Origin of the sequence: Lactiplantibacillus pingfangensis, from assembly GCF_005404945.1 — a bacterium.
GTDB lineage: Bacteria > Bacillota > Bacilli > Lactobacillales > Lactobacillaceae > Lactiplantibacillus > Lactiplantibacillus pingfangensis.
Window position 1 is genome coordinate 1 of the sequence record NZ_BJDG01000037.1, and the last position, 19,731, is coordinate 19,731.

Here is a 19,731-nt window from a genome sequence, read left to right on the forward strand (position 1 = left end):
GTACAGAAAGCGCCCAGCCACGGGGCGGCTGGGCGCTAATGATAGCTGATTACCAACAACAGTTGACAAAGAGCCCTAACTTAGCGGTTGGCTCACGTTTTTATGCTGTGCCAGTTGCATTAATTCTAAAATGTTTTTTTACAAATATGATAGTATTTTCGTGTTAATGGGACTATTCTATGAATTGTAATTAGAAGTCTCGAATGACTAACTCAACCCACTAAGTTCACAAAATTCAGCATCGTTTAAGTTAGTTTTTTCGATTCAAGGGGTGAAAGAAAGATGGGAAAATCTGGAATGACCACTGATGATTTTGCTAAATTATCGGTTGACCAATTTTACCAAGCACTCAAGACCAAAGCGACCGGTCTGAGCGATTCTGAAGCGGCGCAACGTCTACAAACTGTTGGGCCTAATACGATTCAACAGACGCAATCGCGGTCGCAATTCAAGGCCTTCATTAAGAATTTTACGAGTTTAATGGCCCTATTATTGTGGGTCAGCGGACTGATTGCGATGTTTGTTGGCATGTTGGAACTCGGGATTGCCATTTGGGCCGTCAACATTATCAACGGTTGCTTTAGCTTTTGGCAGGAACACGCCGCGCAAAAGGCCACCGATTCACTGAAAGAAATGCTACCGACCTACACGCATGTTTGGCGTGATGGCAAAACGAAACAAATTAATGCCACCGAACTCGTTCCCGGTGATGTGTTCACGATTCAAGCCGGCAATAGTATTTCGGCCGACGCACGCATTGTCAAAGGCAGTGCGTTACAAGTTGATGAGTCCGCCTTAACCGGTGAATCGGTCGCGGTTGATAAAAAGCCAACTTACGATAAAGGCGATGGCAAATTTGCCGAAGCCAATATTGTTTATGCTGGGACAGTCGCGGTGAACGGGACGGCGACCGCGGTTGCCGTTCAAACTGGGATGCAGTCTGAATTTGGTCAAATCGCTAGTTTAACGCAAAAACAAAAAAACACGGTTTCACCATTAACCGCCGAGTTGAACCGCTTGACGCGCCAAATTTCCATGATTGCCATCTTGATTGGTTTAATTTTCTTCGTGGCGGCGATCTTTTTCGTCCACTATCCAATCGCGAAATCCTTTATTTTTGCTTTAGGAATGATCGTGGCATTTATTCCTGAGGGACTCTTGCCAACCGTCACGCTCTCACTGGCGCAAGGGGTGACGCGCATGTCCAAAAAGCATGCGCTAGTCAAGGAACTCAGCAGTGTTGAAACTTTAGGTGAAACCACGGTCATCTGTTCCGATAAAACTGGGACACTGACACAAAATCAAATGACGATTAATCACGTCTGGTTAATGCAAAAACGGTATCAAGTTAGCGGCGAAGGCTACGTCAACAATGGTAAAATTCTCGCTAACAAGCAACCCGTTAAGTTAACCCAAGATTCAGACTTAGCTTTACTATTACGTATTTCTGGCTTAGACAACGATACCGAGATTCAACCCGGTAAAACCGCGCAAGCCAAACCAAAAATTCTTGGCACGCCCACGGAAGCCGCGCATTTAATTTTGGCGCAAAAGTCGGGGCTTGGCCTAGCCGAATTGCGGAAAAGCTATCCAAGAATTGGTGAATTACCATTCGACTCCGACCGCAAACGGATGACCACGATTCATCAACAACCGGATGGCAGTCAGGTCGTTTACGTCAAAGGCGCCCTGGATGGTATTTTGGCGATTTGTGACTCGGTCCTCGATAACGGTCAAATTCGTCCGATTACCGATGCGGATAAAACCACGATCGACGCGGCCAACAAACATTACGCCGCCGAGGGTCTGCGTTCAATGGCGATGGCTTATCGAAACTATCAAGATCTGCCAACTGATCCTGCCGATTGCACGATTGAAAATACTGAACAACGGCTCACTTTCGTTGGGTTGACCGTCATGGCCGATCCGCCAAGACCAGAAATCTACGATGCCGTTGAAAAATGTCATCGGGCGAACATTAGGATTATCATGGTAACTGGTGACAGTCCCTTAACCGCCAAAAGTGTGGCGGTAAAAATTGGGATTGATAGTGATCAAGTCCGCGTCATCACCGGTGATGAGTTAGCTGCCATGAGCGACACAGCCCTACAAACGGCGGTCAAAGGTGAAGTGATCTTTGCACGGGTTGCACCGGAACAAAAGTATCGGATCGTCAAGGCCAACCAACATAACGGCGAAATCGTCGCGGCGACCGGGGACGGCGTCAATGATGCCCCCGCCTTAAAGCAGGCCGACATTGGGATTGCCATGGGCGTGACTGGGACCGACGTGGCCAAAGACGCCGCCGACATGATTTTGACGGATGATAACTTTGCGTCAATCGTCGCAGCCATCGAAGAAGGTCGAACCGTCTATAGCAACTTGCAAAAATTCCTGCTCTACATTTTGAACAGTAATGTGCCAGAAGCGATTCCATCCGTCCTTTTCTTGTTCTCACGCGGCTTAATTCCGTTACCATTGACCGTCATGCAAATTCTGACCGTCGATTTAGGCACGGATATGTTGCCAGCGTTAGGCTTAGGGGCTGAAAAAAGCGAACCTGGTATTATGGATCAACCACCACGTGCACGTAATGCGCATCTGTTGAATAAGGCCATTATCTGGAAGGCCTTTGGTTGGTACGGCATGATTGCCTCGCTACTTTCAACCGTCGCCTACTTCTTCGTCAACTATTTACACGGCTGGCCGAACGTCGCCTTGGCCGCAAGTGGCGATACTTATGTCATGGCAACCACAATGACCTTAGCCGCCATCGTCTTTTGCCAGATTGCCGCCGCCATTAATTGCCGCACCAAAGTAACTTCCGTCTTCAAGATTGGCTTGTTCAGTAACCACCGTATCTGGTGGGGCATTGCCTTTGAAATTTGTCTGATTGCCGTATTGATGTATGTGCCCGTTTTACAAGGCCTATTCAACACCGCCGCAATCAACGGTCGTGACTGGCTGTTATTGTTCAGCATTCCAATTCCACTAATTTTAATTGAAGAAGCACGAAAGGCACTTGTCCGTCGTCGCTTAAATTAAAAAACAAGCTTGAAATCAAGGTGATCATCACCAGATTTCAAGCTTTTTTTTAGTTAACGGTAGATGCAAGAATAATTGTGAGCGCTCCGTCAAATCTAGCTGGAAGTTGGGACTGAGAACACCCTACTAAATCAAGTAGCGACTGATTTCAGGATTATCTGCGGTGAAGCGCTTAAACATGCTACAATGTGAGTACTAATAATACTAAAAGCAGGTGTCTAATTATGCGTAAGGTTCAATTTTATGGTGCCGTGTCCCTAGATGGCTATTTAGCCACGACCGACGATCGGCTCGATTGGTTATTTCAAACTGAAGGTGCCGAAGAAGCACCCACTGAAGCATTCATGCAACAAGTTGATACTGCCATCATGGGACGACACACTTACGAATACACCATGGCGCAAACGACTGACCAACTGATTAATCCCTATAATCCGGACACGCAAAGTATCGTCATGACGACCAAGCCACATGCTGGTGATGACCATACTATTTTTACCAATGCTGACCTGCCGACCCTCGTGGATAAGTTACGCCAAGCAAGCGGTAAAAACATTTGGATTGTTGGTGGCGCTGGCGTTCTGATGCCGCTGTTGACGGCTGACTTGATCGATGACCTCTACATTCAAATCGCCCCGGTCTTCTTAGGTGATGGGATCACGTTATTCAATCAGGCAGACTACCAACATCGCTTCAAGCTGGCAGCCACCAACCAGTATGGTCAGTTGGCAGAAGTCCATTACACGCGCTAATTAATCCCAAACGCCGGATCATAATGCAGCTTGCCATGATAATGAGTCAATGCATGTGGATCGAGTTCGTGTAACATAAAGTTTTCTGCTGGGATTTCAAACGGTGCGGTAATCCCAAAATCGGCAGCGCTAGTATAGCCAAAGCGACCATAATAGTTAGGATCACCCAAAACACTAATTGCTGGATAGCCAGCACTATGCGCCCGTCGTTCCAATTCACGAACCAGCGCACTCCCGACACCTTGAGCTTGATACGCTGGCAGTACAGCTAACGGTGCCAACACTAGCAATGGCTTCCCCGTTGCGGGTTGCCGATTGACCGTTGCTGGTGATAACATCGCAAATCCAACAACCTCACCCGCCGCAGTACTGGCCAACACGTCAAATGTTGGTTGGTATAGCGGCGATTTTCGTAACCGGCCGATTAACTGATGCTCATCATGGTCAGTATACTTGATGCCCGTAAATGCTTTTTCGACAACCGCCGCGGTCGTTGCATATTGCGAAGGCAAGACCGTTTGTAATTTAATTGCCATCTGAAACCTCCAGTTTTTCTTGGTGATGAATCGACTGTCGTAATAACAATGGCGCAATCAAGGTGGTCAAGATAATGGCCGTAATGACCGCCGAATACCGGTCCGCCGATAATAGCTTACCTTGATAACCAATCTGCGCAATGATCAGAGCCATTTCTCCCCGCGAGACCATGCCGGCGCCAATTTCATAACCACTGGTCCAACTAAACCCAGCAATCTTCGCACCAATCCCTGCACCTAATAATTTCGTCAGGATTGCCGCCACCGTGATGACCACAATGAACCAGAAATCATTCAGGAATCCCTTGAAAGACATGTTCAACCCTATACTAACAAAGAACACCGGGATAAAGACAGCATTTCCAATCGGCTGAATATGGCGATCAATCACTTCATGATAATCGGTTTGTCCAACCGCAATACCGGCAAAGAATGCCCCAATCACCGCACTCAGGCCAATAAAGTCGGCTAAATACGCCAGTCCAAAACAAATAACCAATGACATCAGGGTCACCGAAGTCGGCACCAGTAACGCATCCCCAATTTTCATCAACAATGGAACAAGCCATTTAACGACGACAAAGAGGCTGACAAAGAACACCGCTTGAATCGCCAAAGTTAAGCCAAGATTCGTTGATTGTGCCGAACTCGTTCCCACTTGACTGCCAAATAAACTGACCATTAAGCTCAAAATCAAAACAGCCAGCACATCATCAACAACCGCCGCACCTAAGATGGTTGTCCCTTCCTTACCATCAAGGGCATTCAACTCTTTTAACACGGCCACCGAAATGGACACAGAGGTCGCCGCAAAAGTCACGCCTAAAAATAGACTTTCAACATTACTTAAATGAAACAGTTGGCTGCACCAGTCAATCACTGCGACTGGCAAAATGACGCCGAGTACGGCCACTAATAGGCTCGGTTTCCAATATTTTTTCAGTAATTGTAAATCACTTTCCAAACCGGCCATAAACATCAAAATGATGACACCGAGTTCTGCAAAGTCTTTAATGAACGCCGTCGCAGAGACCCAACCGAGTAAAGCTGGTCCTAAAACAATACCGCTAAGTAGTTGACCGATGACAGCCGGCAGCCCCATCCGGACACTAATATGCCCCGCCACTGCGGTCACAATCAAAATTAAACTCAAAGTTCCAATGTAGCCCATTTTTTGCCTCCTAAAAAAGGGCACGTCAAGAAATCAACTGCCCAACCCAAAAGCAGTTCGAATTCTTGAAGTGTCCTTCAACCGAATATATCCATCTGTGAAATTAGTATAGCATATTTTCATGGCACTCGATAGCAAGCGGTATCACAACATTATCAAACCATCACTTCTGCCAGTGGCGGCCGGGCATCTCGCGGATAACTAACGGAAACCGTTACTTAATAATTTTCTCCGTTAGTTTCAATATATAACTAACAGCAGTTGCCAGCCGAAACCACGTATTCAACTTCGACCAGAGATTATACATAACTGAAAGGTTCAAGATTAGCGCTATTATTTTTAAGAATCAATTCAACTATTTTTAAGTCTTTTATCCGTATCACCACTAGCCTAGCTGGAAGGCGTCACTGATTGCATCGGGCATGAAGGTCCCGTTTGAGCGGCGCTTTTTGCTGGTCTTACGGGACGGACGGTCCGGGATAGTTGCGGCTTTTGCAACCATTCCGGGCGAAGGCCAAGACCGGTTCTCAGGCTTGGCCTGGTCCCTCGTCCGCATGTAATCAGCGACACCTGGAAGCGACAACATCGACTTCTTTGCATCACCAATGGACTGTTACGACTACATTTATTAGTGATTTTCGTTTTTCATCCTTTAGTTCCCCAACTATCACGCGCTAAAACCGGTATAATGACCCTATTGAGCTTTTTATCGGAAAGGACGATTTGTTGTGACCCACATTGCTGATTTTCACCAGCGTTTTTGGTTTTTAGTATTTTCTATTTTTTTAAACTCGGCGGCCAACGCACTCACCATCTCAACGAACTTAGGAAGTGCCGTTTGGACTGGCTCAAGTGTTAATTTGGCAAACTGGATTCACGTTCCATTGGGCACTACGCTCCTACTGTATGGCATTGCGGTCACAGTCTTGAACCAACTCATGCTTGGTCATTTTGATTGCCGTCGTTTCATTTCCAACTTGCTTTACATTTTGCCATTCAGTTACTTGGTACAATTTATCGGCCTTTTTTGGAATTGGTTGGGCGTGCCGACGCTACCAATTATGCTGCGTTTAATTGTTAATTTACTAGGTTTACTAGGCGTCGCGGCGGCCGTGTCTATTTATCAACGCTGTAACCTCATTCAACATCCTAACGATGACTTGTCGTACATCTTGCGCTTTCGGTTCTTACACGGCTCCGCAATCATTGCCCAATGGACAAGCTACTTGCCACCGTTGACCATTACCGTTGTTGCTTTTCTGATTACTGGTCAATTACGCGCCATTGGAATTGGGACTGTTTTTGCCTTAGTGGCGCAAGGCGCCATTATGGGTTGGTCGGATACCCACGTCTTCCCTAGTCTCAAACATCATGTCGATGTCGCCACGGCTGAACATCATACCGTTTAGCTTTGACAAGTGTTTTAAAACGATTACATTTTGAAAAGGCGTTGACTTTGTTTCAGTCCTACCTTAATAATGGGTTGTGTACTTATCAAATTCTAATTATTGGACTGATTATATGAATCTCACGCAACTGACCAGTCAAATCATTTTGATGTTCATCTTGATGCTCGTTGGCCTAATGATTAATAAGCTGGGCTTCATGCATGCACAGACCTCAACTGATTTGACCAACATTTTACTTTATGTCGTCTCACCTTGCTTGATTATCAAAGCATTTGAACAAACCTTTTCCACTGACCGCTTGCAGATGCTCGGCCGGGTCATTATTGCCATCATCATTATTTATGCGTTAATGATTATGATCACACAACTCGCATTCAAACGGGTTAAAGATGACAATCTTCGTCGGATCATGCGCTATGGGTCGGTCTATTCGAACGCCGGTTTTATGGGCATTCCTTTGACCAGTTCACTCTTTGGGACCACCGGCGTCTTTTTTGCCGTTGCATCTTTAGCCGCCTTTAACATCTTCAGCTGGACGCACGGGATTTCACTATTTACCGGCAAACAAGGCAGTGCTCGAGATAATGTGAAACAAATCGTTTTAAATCCAAATATCATTGCAATTATTGCCGGCTTAATTTTATTTATGTCCTCGTTTCACTTACCAACAATTGCCAATAGTGCCATTACATACGTCAGTTCTATCAATACGCCACTTTCGATGATTGTTATCGGCAATAGTTTAGCAGATGTGAAACTCAACCGGGAAACTTTGGACAGACGGCTATGGTGGGTGCTCCTTTTACGGAATCTGATTTTTCCTTACCTCGCCATCGTTGTTCTACAGTTAATGGGAATCAGTGGCGTGCCGCTCTACACTACGGTACTGATGGCCGCTTGCCCGGTCGCCGGAATCGTCGTGCTCTTCTCACTCAAAGTCCACGGTAATCCTGGCCCGGCCGTCGCCCTGATGAGTATTTCAACCATTTTAAGCGTGGTCACCATTCCACTGGTTTTTGCACTCGTCAGTTTAAGCTAAGCCTATGCATCACTTATCTAAAGTAATAAATACTAAACAACGCCGACAATTTTATGTCGACGTTGTTTTAATTATCTGCTAAAACTTGAAAGTACTAGTAGAAACGTGAACAAGACTATCTCAGCAACAGTTTCAGTCTAGCCAATCACGAGCAGCGGCTAAATCAGTCACCATCTTAGTCGGTTGGGCCGTCCCCGCGGGCTTATCTTGACCACGGTTAACCCAAATCATCGGCCAGTGTAATTGCTCAGCTGGGACCACGTCTGTCTGATACCCGCGCGCAATGTGCCAATGATTATCGGCAGTTAGCCCTAATTGCTGTTCAGCTGCTTTAAAAAAGGTCAAGTCTGGCTTGTAAGCTTGAACATCTTCCGCTGTCAGCACCGCATCAAATGGCACTTGTAACGCAGCCAAATTAGCCGGCATAATATCCCAAGATGAATTGGACATAATCACGAGCTGATTTCCGGCTGCGTGCCAACGTTGCAAGGTTGACACCACATCCGAAAATGGCAATAAATGACGTTGAACTTGTAAGCAGTCGACATAGTGACTTTCAAAAAAATGCGTTTGTCCAAATAACTGGTCTAAGTGTTTTAAGTCTGCCCGCACCAAAGTTGCATAGTCCAAATAAGGGTGGACGCTTGCTGGATCGTCTTCATAATTTTCATAAGCTGTACGTACCTTGACCGGATCTAGTCCCACCGCCGTTGCTAGATTTTCAAGCCACTGGTACAACGGGTCCGTATTGATCAACGTCCCATAACAATCAAATGTTAAAATTTTAGTCGTCATCTTTCGTGCCATTCCTTCCTATAACTCACCACTATATGCTTATTTTATTCTAGCACATACTAGGCGCCATATATGGCAAGTAACTGGCCGCGGACGGGTTGTTAGAATTGGTCTAGGTTCAGTGCTATACTTAATAGTTATGTGATTTAATGGCTTTTTTATAACCAAATTTAAGAACCAGAAAGGATGGTTTTAAGCATGCCGGCACAAACTTCGGCTTTGCCTCTCGATGCTGATGGCAAGCCCTATCATCGCACTTGGCTAGTCCTGACTTTATTGGTCGGGACTTTTAGTACCTTCGTGACCCAAACGCTTTTGACGACCGCGTTTCCAACCCTAATGGCCTACTTTCATATTTCAGCCAACGCCGTTCAGTGGTTAACGACGGGTTTCATGTTGATTATGGGCATTATGATTCCAGTGAGTGCTTGGATGCTCACGCGCATCAACTCCAAAGTTTTGTATTTAGCCGCAATGGTCATCTTCGGACTTGGGACCATTCTGGCTTACTTTGCCGTTAATTTTCAAATGTTACTGATTGCACGCATGATTCAGGCCATGGGCGTCGGCATTTCAGCGCCGGTCTTTCAAACCATCATGTCATCCGTCTACCCACCAGAAAAACGTGGCTCAGCCATGGGAACGGCTGGTATCGTGATTGGGCTCGCGCCAGCGATTGGTCCGACCTTATCTGGTTGGATTATTGATAATTATAATTGGCGGGCGTTATTCCTCTTTATCATGCCAATTAACTGGCTTGTCATTATTATTTCGTTATTCACCTTACGAAAAGTGCTGCCAACTTCGAAACAACCGATCGACTGGTGGTCAGTGATCATTTCGACCGTTGGCTTTGGCAGCATGTTGTACGGTTTTTCATCAGTTGGTGACGCTGGCTGGGGTGACCCAATTGTTTTGATCACTTTGATTGTTGGCATTATTTTTATCGGCCTATTCGTCCATCGTCAGCTCCATATGGACCAACCTTTATTGGAACTACGGGTCTTCAAAATCCCCGCATTCACCTTATCGACAATTTTAACCGCCCTGGCCTACATGGCGATGATGGGTGTCGAATTAATTTTGCCAATGTATATTCAAACAGTCCTCGGGCGATCCGCGATGGACTCCGGGCTGATTCTCTTACCCGGTGCAATTATGATGGGCATTATGAGTCCAATTACCGGTCGGATTTTTGACCATATTGGTGCCCGTCGTTTGGCCATGACCGGGATGTTACTGCTAACGCTCGGAACCGCCTTCTTCTTGTCAATCAGCGCAACCACGCCAATTTTATGGATTATCGTCGTTTATGCCATTCGGATGTTCGGCTTGACCATGGTCACAATGCCGGTCACCACAACTGGGATCAATGCCTTACCATTCAATCTGATTTCACATGGCACGGCTGCCAATAACACCTTGCGCCAAGTGGCTGCTTCAATGGGAACTGCCGTGCTCATTAGTGTTTACTCCAGTGTGGCAAAGTTACAAATGCCTAGTCACAGTTTATTGACACGCTCGCCATTGCGCTATCAGACCGCCGCAACCAATGCGACACTGACCGGTTACCATATGGCGTTCATCGTTTCCTTAGTTTTCTGTGCCTTTGGCTTTGGCCTAACTTTCTTCTTGAAGGCGCACCATTCAGTCGCCGCACAACAGGGAGATGATGCCGCATGATTATTAGCTTATTAATTCTAGCAACGTTTATTTATGCAGGTGTCATGATTTTTATGCCTAACAGTTTTAAACGCACCCTGTGGATTGCCGTCAGTTTTATCGTAATTGCGGGCAGTTTAGTCGCGCTCGTTTTGAATGATACTGATCACTTGGGAATGCGTGAAGCCAGCACCACCCGCACTGAAAAATTAATTCCCCTGCAATCAAAACAACGTTCATTGGGGATTAAGCCCTTAGGAACTGGCAGTGAACGCGTCGTTTTATATCGCAGCACTCAGACCGCTAAAGTCCAAAAAACAACAACAGCTGCCACAACTACGACAATCACGACTGGTCACTCAGCGCAAGTCAAAATCACCACGACCCACTGGATTTATCGCAGTCATTTTGACAAGCTACTGTTTAGCTTAGGTAAGCCCAGTCACCAAGTTGCACGTCGCGAATATCGCTTTGTGCTGCCAGCAACTTGGCAGACAGCAACGATTAGATAGCCCAAAATTCACTTATTTCTAGTGCATTCGTCAAAGCAAAAAGTCGCTAATTGAAGCGACTTTTTTTGTACCCTCATTTTGTTCTCAAATTAAATCTGTGATAACGACTTTGCCGATTGCGTGTTTTGAGCCAACGATCTGGTGCGCTCTTCTCAGATTTTGAGCTGAGATTGGACTTAAGGTCGTATTAAGCGTTGACTTCAGCTGGCCTGAATCCAGGAGCTGAGCGACTCGATTGAGAATATCATGTTGCGTAATCATGGTAGCCGTATGATAGAAAGACTTAGTATACATCCATTCCCAAGCGAATTTAGCACGCTTTGATTTAAGATCTATTAGTTTCACCGGCGTTGTGCTTCCAGTTGTCGAGACAATTTGGCCATCCGGTTTGATTAATTCAGTGATTTCGTGCCAGTGCCGTGTTAAATCATTCAATTCCAAAATATAGTCAACCTCGTGATAGCCAAGCTCTCGGACTTGCTTAACCAAATCATGGCGGTGATTAACAGTTTGATCAGCGCCATGCGCCAATGTCCACGCAATGCTGGCATCCCTGGAGGCAGTCGCGATAACTGTCAGCCCCGCTAAATGTGCCAATTGAGTTGCAATTGATCCGACGCCCCCAGCACCCTTGATAATTAAAATTGTTTTACCAACATTTTTCGCGTGGTCACTCGGTTCAATGGCTAGTTGTTCAAATAGAGATTCCCAGGCAGTCAAAGCAGTTAAAGGCATGGCCGCAATTTCTGCCGGACTTAGGGTTGTTGGCGCATTGCCAACCAGTCGTTCATCAACCAGCTGAAAGTCACTATTTGTGCCCGGCCGGTCATAGGCACCCGCATAATAGACCTTATCTCCGGGTTGAAATAGCGTGACATCAGCGCCGATTGCGTCAACCACTCCGAATGCGTCCCAGCCAATAACTTTGGGGTCAGCGCCCTTTTTGATGTTTGACCCGCGATCATAGACATCAACAGGATTAACTGAAATTGCCTCAACACGAACTAAAATATCATGGCCTAGTGCCGTTGGTTTCGGCACCTCAAATTCAAAGATACTATCTGGATTATCAATTGGTAACCGTTTATCAGATCCATAAGCTTTCATGTCATCCAGCCCCTTTTCTTAGCCTGAAGACAATCATAGGCGTTTTTTCGTAAGCCGCAATCCTGAATTTTTTGAAAGTTAGTTACAAAATTGTGAGTTAAGGTGCTAATTAAGTTAACGACTAACGACAATAATTTGGCTTGCAAATGAGCTGGTTGTATACTCAAGAAAAGGAGTGAGCGTCTGTGAGAGATTATTCGTTCAAATGTGAAAAGACTTGTCCAGTCGCCGGTGCTGCAAGGATTTTATCCGGGAAATGGAATGCTGTGCTTATTTATAAGCTCTTTCAGCATGACGTTTGCCGATTTAGTGATTTTTCAACTAGTTTTGAAAACTTATCTCCACGCATGTTAGCACTAAAACTCGCTGAACTGGAAACTGCTAATATCATTTCAAAAAAAGTCTACCCAGTCATCCCACCAAAAACAGAATATCGCTTAACCGCCTTTGGTGAAACCTTAAAACCAGTTATTGACGCCATGGAAGCCTGGGGAAAGTATAACAACCACGTTCAAGATAAAAATCGCCTTGAATCAGCTTCCTTATTACCACACGATGATGAAAGTTGATACGGCCGATTTTTCCATCAAAATTGCTTAGTCAGTAAAAAAACATCAGTCAATCATTACTTGAAAAACTGTTTCAAGTAACCATCGACTGATGTTTTGATTTTTGTAGTCGTGACTGATGCCTAGACAGTCGCTAATCTTTATTTCAAAAGTAACGTAATCAAAATCAACGCCGTCACGACTTGAATTGACCCCACGCCTAAGCCGTATAAAGCCAGCCGTTTGCCGGCTTTCAAAAAGTTAACTAAATTCAAACGTAGGCCAATTGCTGCTAACGCGATTATTTCAAACCAACTGCTAATCGTGTGTGCCGTTGCCCCAACAATGGCAGGCAATGTGAACAGACTGTTTAAGGCACATAAAATTAGAAAGCCAGCGACATACCAGGGTAACCAATGTCCACTACCATTACCACTGACTACTGCATCCTCTGCTAATTTCTTCTCCAAAGTTCGCTGATGCAACCGCCCAAAAATCAGCACAACCACGACTAGCATCATAATCCGCATGATTTTAAAAATCGTGGCGAACTGGACCGTCGCTTGATTAACCATGCTGGCCGCCGCTACGACTTGACCGACCGACTGCAAGGTTCCACCAATCAAGGCCCCCTTCAAAATCGTTTGACTGCCGAAAAGACTCATCCCAAGCCAAGGCAATGTCAGCATCAAAACTGTCCCCATCAAATTAACGAGCGTGATCACCGTGCCTTTGTCATCTTCATCAGCTTCGATCACTGGTGCAATTGACGCAATTGCCGACGAACCACAAACCGCATTTCCCCCAGCCATGAGCAACCGCATGGACTGGCTAAAGCCGAGTCGATTGCCAAGCCATAATGCGCCCACAATGGTAACGGTCATTTGAATCAAAATAAACCCAACGCCCCAGATCCCAATTTGACCAATCGTTTGAACCGTCATCGTGGCCCCGAGCAACATGACGGAATATTCCAACAATTTACTTTCAGCAAACTTAGTTCCTTTTGCCAATTGGGGTTGCCGCAACACGGTATTGCCCAATAAGATCCCTAGTAAAATCGCGATCGTGGCCGCGCCCAAAGCAGGAACGCGTTGCGCTAACAACTGACTAATCAGTGCAATCACCAAACTAGTACCTAACCCCGGTAAAATAACTTTCAATTTCATTTACTCAAACTCCCCTTGCCTTCTTGATAGATTTTATTATACCGGGCTAGCATTTATTTGAGAAATAAATTATTATGATAGTTATCATTAAGATTATTAATCGAAAGCCGTGACTACCATGCTAAAATCCTTACAAACTTTTATTGCCGTTTATGAAACGCGTAATTTTTCACAGGCGGCGGAACAACTCTTCATCTCGCAACCAACTGTCTCAACCCAAATCAAACAGCTTGAAACTGATTTGGAAACAACCTTATTCACGCGTAACGGGCGCCAAGCCATCCAACCAACGGCGAGCGGTAAACTACTCTACCAGCAAGCGCAAAAATTACTGGAAACTTGGACCGCGACTAAAACAGCGATTCAATCAACCAAGACCACGACCCCAACCATTTGCCGAATTGGCGCGTCACATACGACGGCTAGCTTAATTTTGCCAGAGTTACTGACTCGCTTAGCGCCTTTAAGCCAACAATTCAAATTTGAAATTACCTTAGCAAACTCTGCCGACATTTTGACCCAAATGACCCAACATCATTTAGACTTTGGCTTAGTGGAAAAACCTTTAGTGACCGATCAATTAGACCGCTTAGCATTTGCTCAAGATGAACTCGTCCATGCGGGACAAGCAACGAGTCCCCTGTGGCTCTTGCGTGAACCTAATTCTGGGGTACGCCATTACACCAATGCCTACCTCAAAGCCCAAAATATTCGACCGGCACAAACGATGATTATCCACAGTAATCAACTCATTGCTGACTTATTAGCTCAAGGGATTGGACAGACGATTATTTCAAAGCACGTGTTAGCTCCCAATGTTCCGATTGTTGACTTAGGACCGAACTATCAACGCCAATTTTTCATGCTGACTCCAACAACCCTCAACCCAGCCCTCAAAACTATTCAAGCCACGATTTCAGCCGATTTACAAAGCTGGAACGCGACTTTCCCGCACGATCACCACTGAATTCGTTAGAAACAAAAAATTTTAAGTTAAAGCGCTCAGAAAATCTGATTCTTTTTAAGTCTTCAAATGAATTGGTATAATTTACTTATTGAAATTGCTTAACTTGGGAGAATATTTATGAAAATAACAGGAAATGAAGATCTAAGGATTCAGAAAACAATTAATGGTATTTATTCAGCGTTTGAGTTCTTAATTTGCGAGAAAGATTTTGAGAGAATTACAGTTAAAGAACTTACTGAACGAGCTCAAATTAATAAAAAAACATTTTATCGCTATTATCCAACAATAAATGATCTGTTAGCGGAATTGCAAGCACGCTATTCGCAGGAGTATCTAAAAACTGTCGGCACTTTTGAATACCCGCGTGATTTAATGAAAAGTGTTCGCAGCTTTATCGAGTACTCCGCAAGCCAAAATGTGGCATACGAAAAGATTACTTGCAGCGGTACCTATGCTGGCATTCGGCAACAGATGATTGATCAAGTTATGAATAATACATGGCAAAATTCATCTGAATTTCAACAATTGGATGACTGGCAACAGCGTACTTTAATTTCGTTCATGCAAAACACTGGACTAGAAGTCTACAAACAATGGGTTGCAGATAAGAAGCGGGCACCTGTTGAGGAAGTTGTTCAAACAGCTGAAGCATTAATGAGTAGCGTAGATAAATTCTTGGAAGTATCAAAATAATTTTATTTGGAAGTCATTGGGTCGAAAAGCCTAATGACTTTTTTTATGCCACTCTTTTGATTTCAGGGTAGCATAAGTCACTTTTTCTGAAACATCGACCATTGTTGTATGTTTATTGGCACTGCATAATATGCTTTGTGGTCAGGAAGTAATGACTGAGAGGGTTAAAAATGGAAAATTTGGAAATTAGTGCAGTAAAAAAGGTTTGTCGTCAACAAATAGCAGCGCTGATTACCAAAGATATGGATTTACTAGATCAAATCATTGATCCAGATGCAGTTTTTTTTCATATTACTGGTAAGCGTCAAACTAAAGCTGAGTGGTTCAAACAGATTAGAATTGGCCGTATGACCTATTTCAATAGTCAAGAACTTGCCCTAACTGTTGAGGGTGATGGGAATCATGCGTTTGCCCACATGAGTAATACGATAGAAGCACGCATTTATGGTTTTCGAAATATCTGGTTATTGGGAGCAGATATCAAGTTACGGAAAGTTAATGATGAATGGAAAATCATTGAATCAAAATCACGTTTACTTTAGGAGAAAAAGATGACGAGAAGAAATTTAGCAACTGCAACGATTGCCCTATTAATTGCAAATTTTATGGGTGGACTGGATGCCACCATTGTTAATACCGCTCTACCTTCGATTATGAGTGATCTGAATGGCATGCGCTTAGTTGGTTGGGTTAGTTCAGCGTTTTTATTAGGTACAGCGGTAACCACTGTTTTGTGGGGAAGAGTCGCCGAAATCTTCGGAAATAAGCGGATCTTTCAATTTTCAGTAGTCTTGTTTATCATCAGCTCAATGATTGGTGGTCTTGCTACCAATATGCTCATGTTAATCATCGCCAGAGCCGTGATGGGAATCGGTGCTGGTGGGATGGTTTCAATTCCATTTATCATTTATGCAGACATTTACCCTAATCCAGCACAACGCGCACGTGCTCTAGGTTGGGTCACCGCATTTTATACGTTATCCACCGTTGTTGGACCACTAATTGGTGGCTGGTTAGTAGATGCCTTATCTTGGCACTGGGTGTTTTTTATCAATTTACCTATTGGTATTATTTCAATGCTACTCTTACAATTCACATACCGTGAAAAACGTATTGAAGCTTCGAAAGATGGGTTTGATTATTTAGGTGCTGGTCTTTTGTCTGCCGCATTAATTATTTTATTATTTGCAAGTGATGGTTTGGCCGTGAGTTGGTTACGCTCACTCAGTTTGTTCATCATTGGTCTGTTTGTCTTAGGGCTATTTTTATTCATTGAAAATCACACTAAGGGTGCCTTAATTCCACTTGATTTACTTAAAAATCCACGGGTACAAGTTCAAAATGTCATGATGTTTTTAATCAACGGTTTTATGATTGGATATAGTGTGTATGCGCCAATGTGGGCACAAGGCTTACTGGGTAAGTCCGCGACTTTTGGTGGGTTGACACAAATTGCTAGTTCAATCCTTTTGTTAATTGGGACACGCTTAACTGCCAAGCTGATGGTTAAATTGCCATATAAACGAATTGTAATATTTGGAACGATTAGTGTGGTCATCTCCGCATTGGCAATGACGTTCGCTACTGAATCTGCCCCCTATTGGTGGTTAATCGTTAGTGGTGCATTTGAAGGCCTGGGAATGGGATTGTCATTCACCCCAATGCAAGTGTCATTACAAGACGGTGTTCGCAAAGATCTAGTCAGTGTTTCAACTACGTTTGGTTTGTTATTTAGAACTTTAGGCCAAACATTTATGGCATCAATTTTTGGAGCTGTTCTGAGCCTCAGCACAGCAAGTCAAGCCAACCAAACAAATGGAAAAATTACAACAGCAATGATCAATAAGCTTTCAGATGCTAGCACTGCCCGTGAGTTACCGCAAAGCTTATGGCCAGCAATGCGAATAATTTTATTTAATGGGTTGCATACGATTATGTTGATCGGACTAACCCTAGTTGTTATTAGCTTCATTTTGAACCTTGTTCGAAAAGAACCGCTCAAACAGCCACGTTAATTATTTTATGACACCTTTTGAGTAAAACCGTGACATATGCCACGGTTTTAGAATATGTGACCATTGGTATGCCATTCGAAAGAAGCGATAATGTATATTGTAGCAAGGAATGATATGGCGGTTTTAAGTTGTTAGACAAATAACTAAGAGTATTAAACTTTATAAACTTAAGGAGCATATTCACTATGAATTTACAAGAAGTTAGTGATCGTTTGGAATTAAAAGAATTGGTAGATTTATTCTCAAATTATTCTGATACTAAGGAAAATGACAAACAGGTTAAGCTATTTACAGAAGATGGAAAAGTTAACATTATCAATGATGGCCAAATTACTTTCGTTCTTCGGGGCCGTAAAGAAATTTTTAAAGCGTTCTCTAACTCTATGGAAGATTATAAATCAGTATTCCATATGAGTGGTCAGCAAACGATTGACTTCGTAGATGATACGCATGCCAATGGGACAGCCTATAACTTTGTCGTTCTCGTTAAAGAGAATGGAGATGGTTCATTAACGACTACCCAAGAAGGCGTACGTTATGAAGATAGATACGAAAAAGTTAATGATAAATGGTTGATTGCTGAACGTAACTCGCACTTTAATTGGCATTTAGAGAAGTAATCGCCCATTGTTAAGCCGATAGATTGCGGCAATAATATACAAATATAATGTTAAGGGAGCAGTAATAATATGAAGAATGTATTAATTATAGGTGCAACTGGAACATTAGGAAGTGCTGTACGTCAAACATTGTTAAGCGCAACTAATCAGCAACTCACCTTATTTTCTCGGCATGCTAAGAAATTAAAAATTAATGAACAACGTGAGCGTGTCATTAATGGCAACGTGCTTAATCCCTCAGATCTAGCAGCAGCCTTGGTTGATCAGGAGGCCATTTTCGTAGCGTTAAGTGGTGATATGGCAGCTTATGCGCAAAGCCTAGTTGATTCAATCAACGGCCTGGCCAAAAAGCCCAAACTTATTTTCATTACGACGATGGGTATTTATCAAGAGATTCCCAATTGGTTAGGTACCTCGCCAGATCCAAACAAAAATAGTATTTTGAGAAGTTATCGCCAAGCGGCCGATATAATTGAAGAATCGGATTTAAATTATACATTAATCCGACCAGGTTGGTTTACTAATGGCCCAGTTGATTATGAAATCACTCATAAAGGTGAACCATTTGGCGGACATGATGCTTCAATTCAGAGTATTGCAGATTTAGTTAAGCGACTAGTTTTAGATACTGAATTAGGTAAACGCGATAGTTTAGGTATCAATACCCCAACTAACAATCATTGAGGAGCGTAAAAATGAAAAAGATAATGGAATTAAGTAATGGTATTTCGATGCCACAATTAGGATTTGGTGTTTTCCAAATTCCAACACATGAGGATGCTAAAAAAGCCACATTGCAAGCAATCAAAGCAGGTTATCGATTAATTGATACAGCAGCGGCTTATATGAATGAACGAGCAGTTGGTGAAGCAATTAAAGAGAGTGGTGTCCCACGCGAAGATTTATTCATTACCACTAAGCTATGGGTGCAAGATATGGGCTATGAAGCTACTCAAAAGGCAATTGATCACTCATTGGCACGTTTGGATCTGGACTACCTAGATCTATATTTAATTCATCAACCTTTAAATGATGTTTATGGTTCATGGCGTGCAATGGAAGATGCTTATGATGCTGGAAAGCTTAAAGCGATTGGCGTTGCTAACTTTGAAAATGATCGGTTACAAGATTTGATGATAAATAACCGTATTAAACCAATGGTCAATCAAATTGAATTACATCCTTTCCATGCGCAATTTAAGCGTGTTCAATGGTTGCAGAAACAAGGTATTGTCGCAGAAGCTTGGGGACCATTTGCTGAGGGAAAACAGCAGATTTTTTCAAACCCAATTATCAAAAAAATCGCACAAAGTCATGAGAAAACGACTGGTCAGGTTATTCTACGTTGGCTAACACAGCGTGGTATTGTTGTTATTCCAAAGTCTGTACATGAAGAACGAATCGTTGAAAATTTTGCTATTACGGATTTTGAACTGACAGCTTTAGAAATGGACATGATGAGTACGTTGGACCAAAAGCAAAGTTTATTTGGTGATATGCATGATCCTGAAACGGTTGTCACCCTTGAGAAAATGCACCTTGATTATGATGAACGGTAAACAACTCAATAACATTGTGTATGTTTATGTTAGAAAAGGACTCCAGCTTAATGGGGGGCTATACTCCTACTTAGGTAGACAAGCAAATAATTAAAGCTTGTTTACTTAGGGAGGAGTTTTTAGTATGGGCCG

The 19,731-nt window shown here is 43.6% G+C and carries 19 protein-coding genes; 14 read left to right on the forward strand and 5 right to left on the reverse strand.

What is annotated here, in order from left to right; genetic code table 11:
- Positions 1-282 precede the first annotated feature (282 nt).
- On the forward strand, positions 283-3,045 hold the full coding sequence (locus FFM74_RS12555) for a cation-translocating P-type ATPase (RefSeq protein ID WP_137626974.1): 2,763 nt from the start codon (positions 283-285) through the stop codon (positions 3,043-3,045).
- A 224-nt stretch (positions 3,046-3,269) separates the two neighbouring features.
- Positions 3,270-3,797, forward strand: coding sequence for a dihydrofolate reductase family protein (locus FFM74_RS12560; protein ID WP_137626975.1), 528 nt, complete (start codon positions 3,270-3,272; stop codon positions 3,795-3,797).
- Here FFM74_RS12560 and FFM74_RS12565 read toward each other — a convergent pair.
- Together FFM74_RS12565 and FFM74_RS12570 are read right to left on the reverse strand one after the other, a co-directional pair.
- Complete coding sequence (locus FFM74_RS12565) at positions 3,794-4,333, reverse strand: GNAT family N-acetyltransferase (RefSeq protein ID WP_137626976.1); 540 nt, start codon at positions 4,331-4,333, stop codon at positions 3,794-3,796. The genes FFM74_RS12560 and FFM74_RS12565 overlap by 4 nt on opposite strands.
- The gene (locus FFM74_RS12570; RefSeq protein WP_137626977.1) at positions 4,323-5,504 is read right to left on the reverse strand and encodes a cation:proton antiporter; all 1,182 of its coding nucleotides are present in this window, start codon (positions 5,502-5,504) and stop codon (positions 4,323-4,325) included. The genes FFM74_RS12565 and FFM74_RS12570 overlap by 11 nt, the downstream gene beginning before the upstream one ends.
- 728 nt (positions 5,505-6,232) lie before the next feature.
- Here FFM74_RS12570 and FFM74_RS12575 point away from each other — a divergent pair.
- Both FFM74_RS12575 and FFM74_RS12580 read left to right on the forward strand, forming a co-directional pair.
- Positions 6,233-6,913 (forward strand): YczE/YyaS/YitT family protein, encoded by a 681-nt coding sequence (locus FFM74_RS12575; RefSeq protein WP_137626978.1) that lies wholly within the window; start codon positions 6,233-6,235, stop codon positions 6,911-6,913.
- Between the two features lie 112 nt (positions 6,914-7,025).
- On the forward strand, positions 7,026-7,952 hold the full coding sequence (locus FFM74_RS12580) for an AEC family transporter (protein ID WP_137626979.1): 927 nt from the start codon (positions 7,026-7,028) through the stop codon (positions 7,950-7,952).
- Positions 7,953-8,084: 132 nt separating this feature from the next.
- On the opposite strand, the gene FFM74_RS12585 is transcribed toward FFM74_RS12580, so the two are convergent.
- Positions 8,085-8,747 carry an HAD family hydrolase gene (locus tag FFM74_RS12585; RefSeq protein WP_137626992.1) on the reverse strand — a complete coding sequence of 221 codons (663 nt, stop codon included), beginning with the start codon at positions 8,745-8,747 and terminating at the stop codon, positions 8,085-8,087.
- Positions 8,748-8,945: 198 nt separating this feature from the next.
- Between FFM74_RS12585 and FFM74_RS12590 the strand changes: the two genes are divergently transcribed.
- Both FFM74_RS12590 and FFM74_RS12595 read left to right on the forward strand, forming a co-directional pair.
- Entirely contained in the window at positions 8,946-10,430 is a 1,485-nt protein-coding gene (locus tag FFM74_RS12590; protein WP_137626980.1) for an MDR family MFS transporter, read from the forward strand.
- The gene (locus FFM74_RS12595) at positions 10,427-10,921 is read left to right on the forward strand and encodes a DUF4811 domain-containing protein (RefSeq protein ID WP_137626981.1); all 495 of its coding nucleotides are present in this window, start codon (positions 10,427-10,429) and stop codon (positions 10,919-10,921) included. Before FFM74_RS12590 ends, FFM74_RS12595 begins: the two co-directional genes overlap by 4 nt.
- An 84-nt stretch (positions 10,922-11,005) precedes the next feature.
- Here the strand turns inward: FFM74_RS12595 and FFM74_RS12600 are convergent, their stop codons facing one another.
- Positions 11,006-12,028, reverse strand: coding sequence for a zinc-binding alcohol dehydrogenase family protein (locus FFM74_RS12600; RefSeq protein ID WP_137626982.1), 1,023 nt, complete (start codon positions 12,026-12,028; stop codon positions 11,006-11,008).
- A 185-nt stretch (positions 12,029-12,213) separates the two neighbouring features.
- On the opposite strand from FFM74_RS12600, the gene FFM74_RS12605 reads away from it, so the two are divergent.
- Positions 12,214-12,597: a winged helix-turn-helix transcriptional regulator gene (locus FFM74_RS12605; protein ID WP_137626983.1), complete on the forward strand. Its 384-nt coding sequence runs from the start codon at positions 12,214-12,216 to the stop codon at positions 12,595-12,597.
- Between the two features lie 140 nt (positions 12,598-12,737).
- On the opposite strand, the gene FFM74_RS12610 is transcribed toward FFM74_RS12605, so the two are convergent.
- Positions 12,738-13,745, reverse strand: coding sequence for a YeiH family protein (locus FFM74_RS12610; RefSeq protein WP_137626984.1), 1,008 nt, complete (start codon positions 13,743-13,745; stop codon positions 12,738-12,740).
- A 118-nt stretch (positions 13,746-13,863) separates the two neighbouring features.
- Here FFM74_RS12610 and FFM74_RS12615 point away from each other — a divergent pair, with 118 nt between their 5' ends.
- The 7 genes from FFM74_RS12615 (at position 13,864) to FFM74_RS12645 (ending at position 19,599) form a co-directional block, all read left to right on the forward strand.
- Entirely contained in the window at positions 13,864-14,712 is an 849-nt protein-coding gene (locus tag FFM74_RS12615; protein ID WP_137626985.1) for a LysR family transcriptional regulator, read from the forward strand.
- 117 nt (positions 14,713-14,829) lie between these two features.
- Complete coding sequence (locus FFM74_RS12620) at positions 14,830-15,405, forward strand: TetR/AcrR family transcriptional regulator (RefSeq protein ID WP_137626986.1); 576 nt, start codon at positions 14,830-14,832, stop codon at positions 15,403-15,405.
- A 170-nt stretch (positions 15,406-15,575) separates the two neighbouring features.
- Positions 15,576-15,947, forward strand: coding sequence for a nuclear transport factor 2 family protein (locus tag FFM74_RS12625; RefSeq protein ID WP_137626987.1), 372 nt, complete (start codon positions 15,576-15,578; stop codon positions 15,945-15,947).
- 9 nt (positions 15,948-15,956) lie between these two features.
- Complete coding sequence (locus FFM74_RS12630) at positions 15,957-17,420, forward strand: MDR family MFS transporter (RefSeq protein WP_137626988.1); 1,464 nt, start codon at positions 15,957-15,959, stop codon at positions 17,418-17,420.
- A 185-nt stretch (positions 17,421-17,605) separates the two neighbouring features.
- Entirely contained in the window at positions 17,606-18,040 is a 435-nt protein-coding gene (locus tag FFM74_RS12635; protein ID WP_137626989.1) for a nuclear transport factor 2 family protein, read from the forward strand.
- Positions 18,041-18,109: 69 nt separating this feature from the next.
- Complete coding sequence (locus FFM74_RS12640; protein ID WP_137626990.1) at positions 18,110-18,724, forward strand: NAD(P)H-binding protein; 615 nt, start codon at positions 18,110-18,112, stop codon at positions 18,722-18,724.
- A gap of 11 nt (positions 18,725-18,735) precedes the next feature.
- A complete protein-coding gene (locus tag FFM74_RS12645) occupies positions 18,736-19,599 on the forward strand; it encodes an aldo/keto reductase (protein WP_137626991.1) in 864 nt (287 codons plus the stop codon).
- The last annotated feature ends 132 nt before the right edge of the window (positions 19,600-19,731 follow it).

Bases quoted from the DNA above. Each gene is read 5' to 3' on its own strand.
- FFM74_RS12635 (WP_137626989.1), top strand. From the start codon at position 17,606: ATGAATTTACAAGAAGTTAGTGATCGTTTGGAATTAAAAGAATTGGTA.
- FFM74_RS12620 (WP_137626986.1), top strand. From the start codon at position 14,830: ATGAAAATAACAGGAAATGAAGATCTAAGGATTCAGAAAACAATTAAT.
- FFM74_RS12600 (WP_137626982.1), bottom strand. From the start codon at position 12,028: ATGAAAGCTTATGGATCTGATAAACGGTTACCAATTGATAATCCAGAT.
- FFM74_RS12560 (WP_137626975.1), top strand. From the start codon at position 3,270: ATGCGTAAGGTTCAATTTTATGGTGCCGTGTCCCTAGATGGCTATTTA.
- FFM74_RS12580 (WP_137626979.1), top strand. From the start codon at position 7,026: ATGAATCTCACGCAACTGACCAGTCAAATCATTTTGATGTTCATCTTG.
- FFM74_RS12570 (WP_137626977.1), bottom strand. From the start codon at position 5,504: ATGGGCTACATTGGAACTTTGAGTTTAATTTTGATTGTGACCGCAGTG.
- FFM74_RS12565 (WP_137626976.1), bottom strand. From the start codon at position 4,333: ATGGCAATTAAATTACAAACGGTCTTGCCTTCGCAATATGCAACGACC.
- FFM74_RS12625 (WP_137626987.1), top strand. From the start codon at position 15,576: ATGGAAAATTTGGAAATTAGTGCAGTAAAAAAGGTTTGTCGTCAACAA.
- FFM74_RS12615 (WP_137626985.1), top strand. From the start codon at position 13,864: ATGCTAAAATCCTTACAAACTTTTATTGCCGTTTATGAAACGCGTAAT.
- FFM74_RS12640 (WP_137626990.1), top strand. From the start codon at position 18,110: ATGAAGAATGTATTAATTATAGGTGCAACTGGAACATTAGGAAGTGCT.
- FFM74_RS12645 (WP_137626991.1), top strand. From the start codon at position 18,736: ATGAAAAAGATAATGGAATTAAGTAATGGTATTTCGATGCCACAATTA.
- FFM74_RS12630 (WP_137626988.1), top strand. From the start codon at position 15,957: ATGACGAGAAGAAATTTAGCAACTGCAACGATTGCCCTATTAATTGCA.
- FFM74_RS12590 (WP_137626980.1), top strand. From the start codon at position 8,946: ATGCCGGCACAAACTTCGGCTTTGCCTCTCGATGCTGATGGCAAGCCC.
- FFM74_RS12610 (WP_137626984.1), bottom strand. From the start codon at position 13,745: ATGAAATTGAAAGTTATTTTACCGGGGTTAGGTACTAGTTTGGTGATT.
- FFM74_RS12555 (WP_137626974.1), top strand. From the start codon at position 283: ATGGGAAAATCTGGAATGACCACTGATGATTTTGCTAAATTATCGGTT.
- FFM74_RS12595 (WP_137626981.1), top strand. From the start codon at position 10,427: ATGATTATTAGCTTATTAATTCTAGCAACGTTTATTTATGCAGGTGTC.
- FFM74_RS12585 (WP_137626992.1), bottom strand. From the start codon at position 8,747: ATGACGACTAAAATTTTAACATTTGATTGTTATGGGACGTTGATCAAT.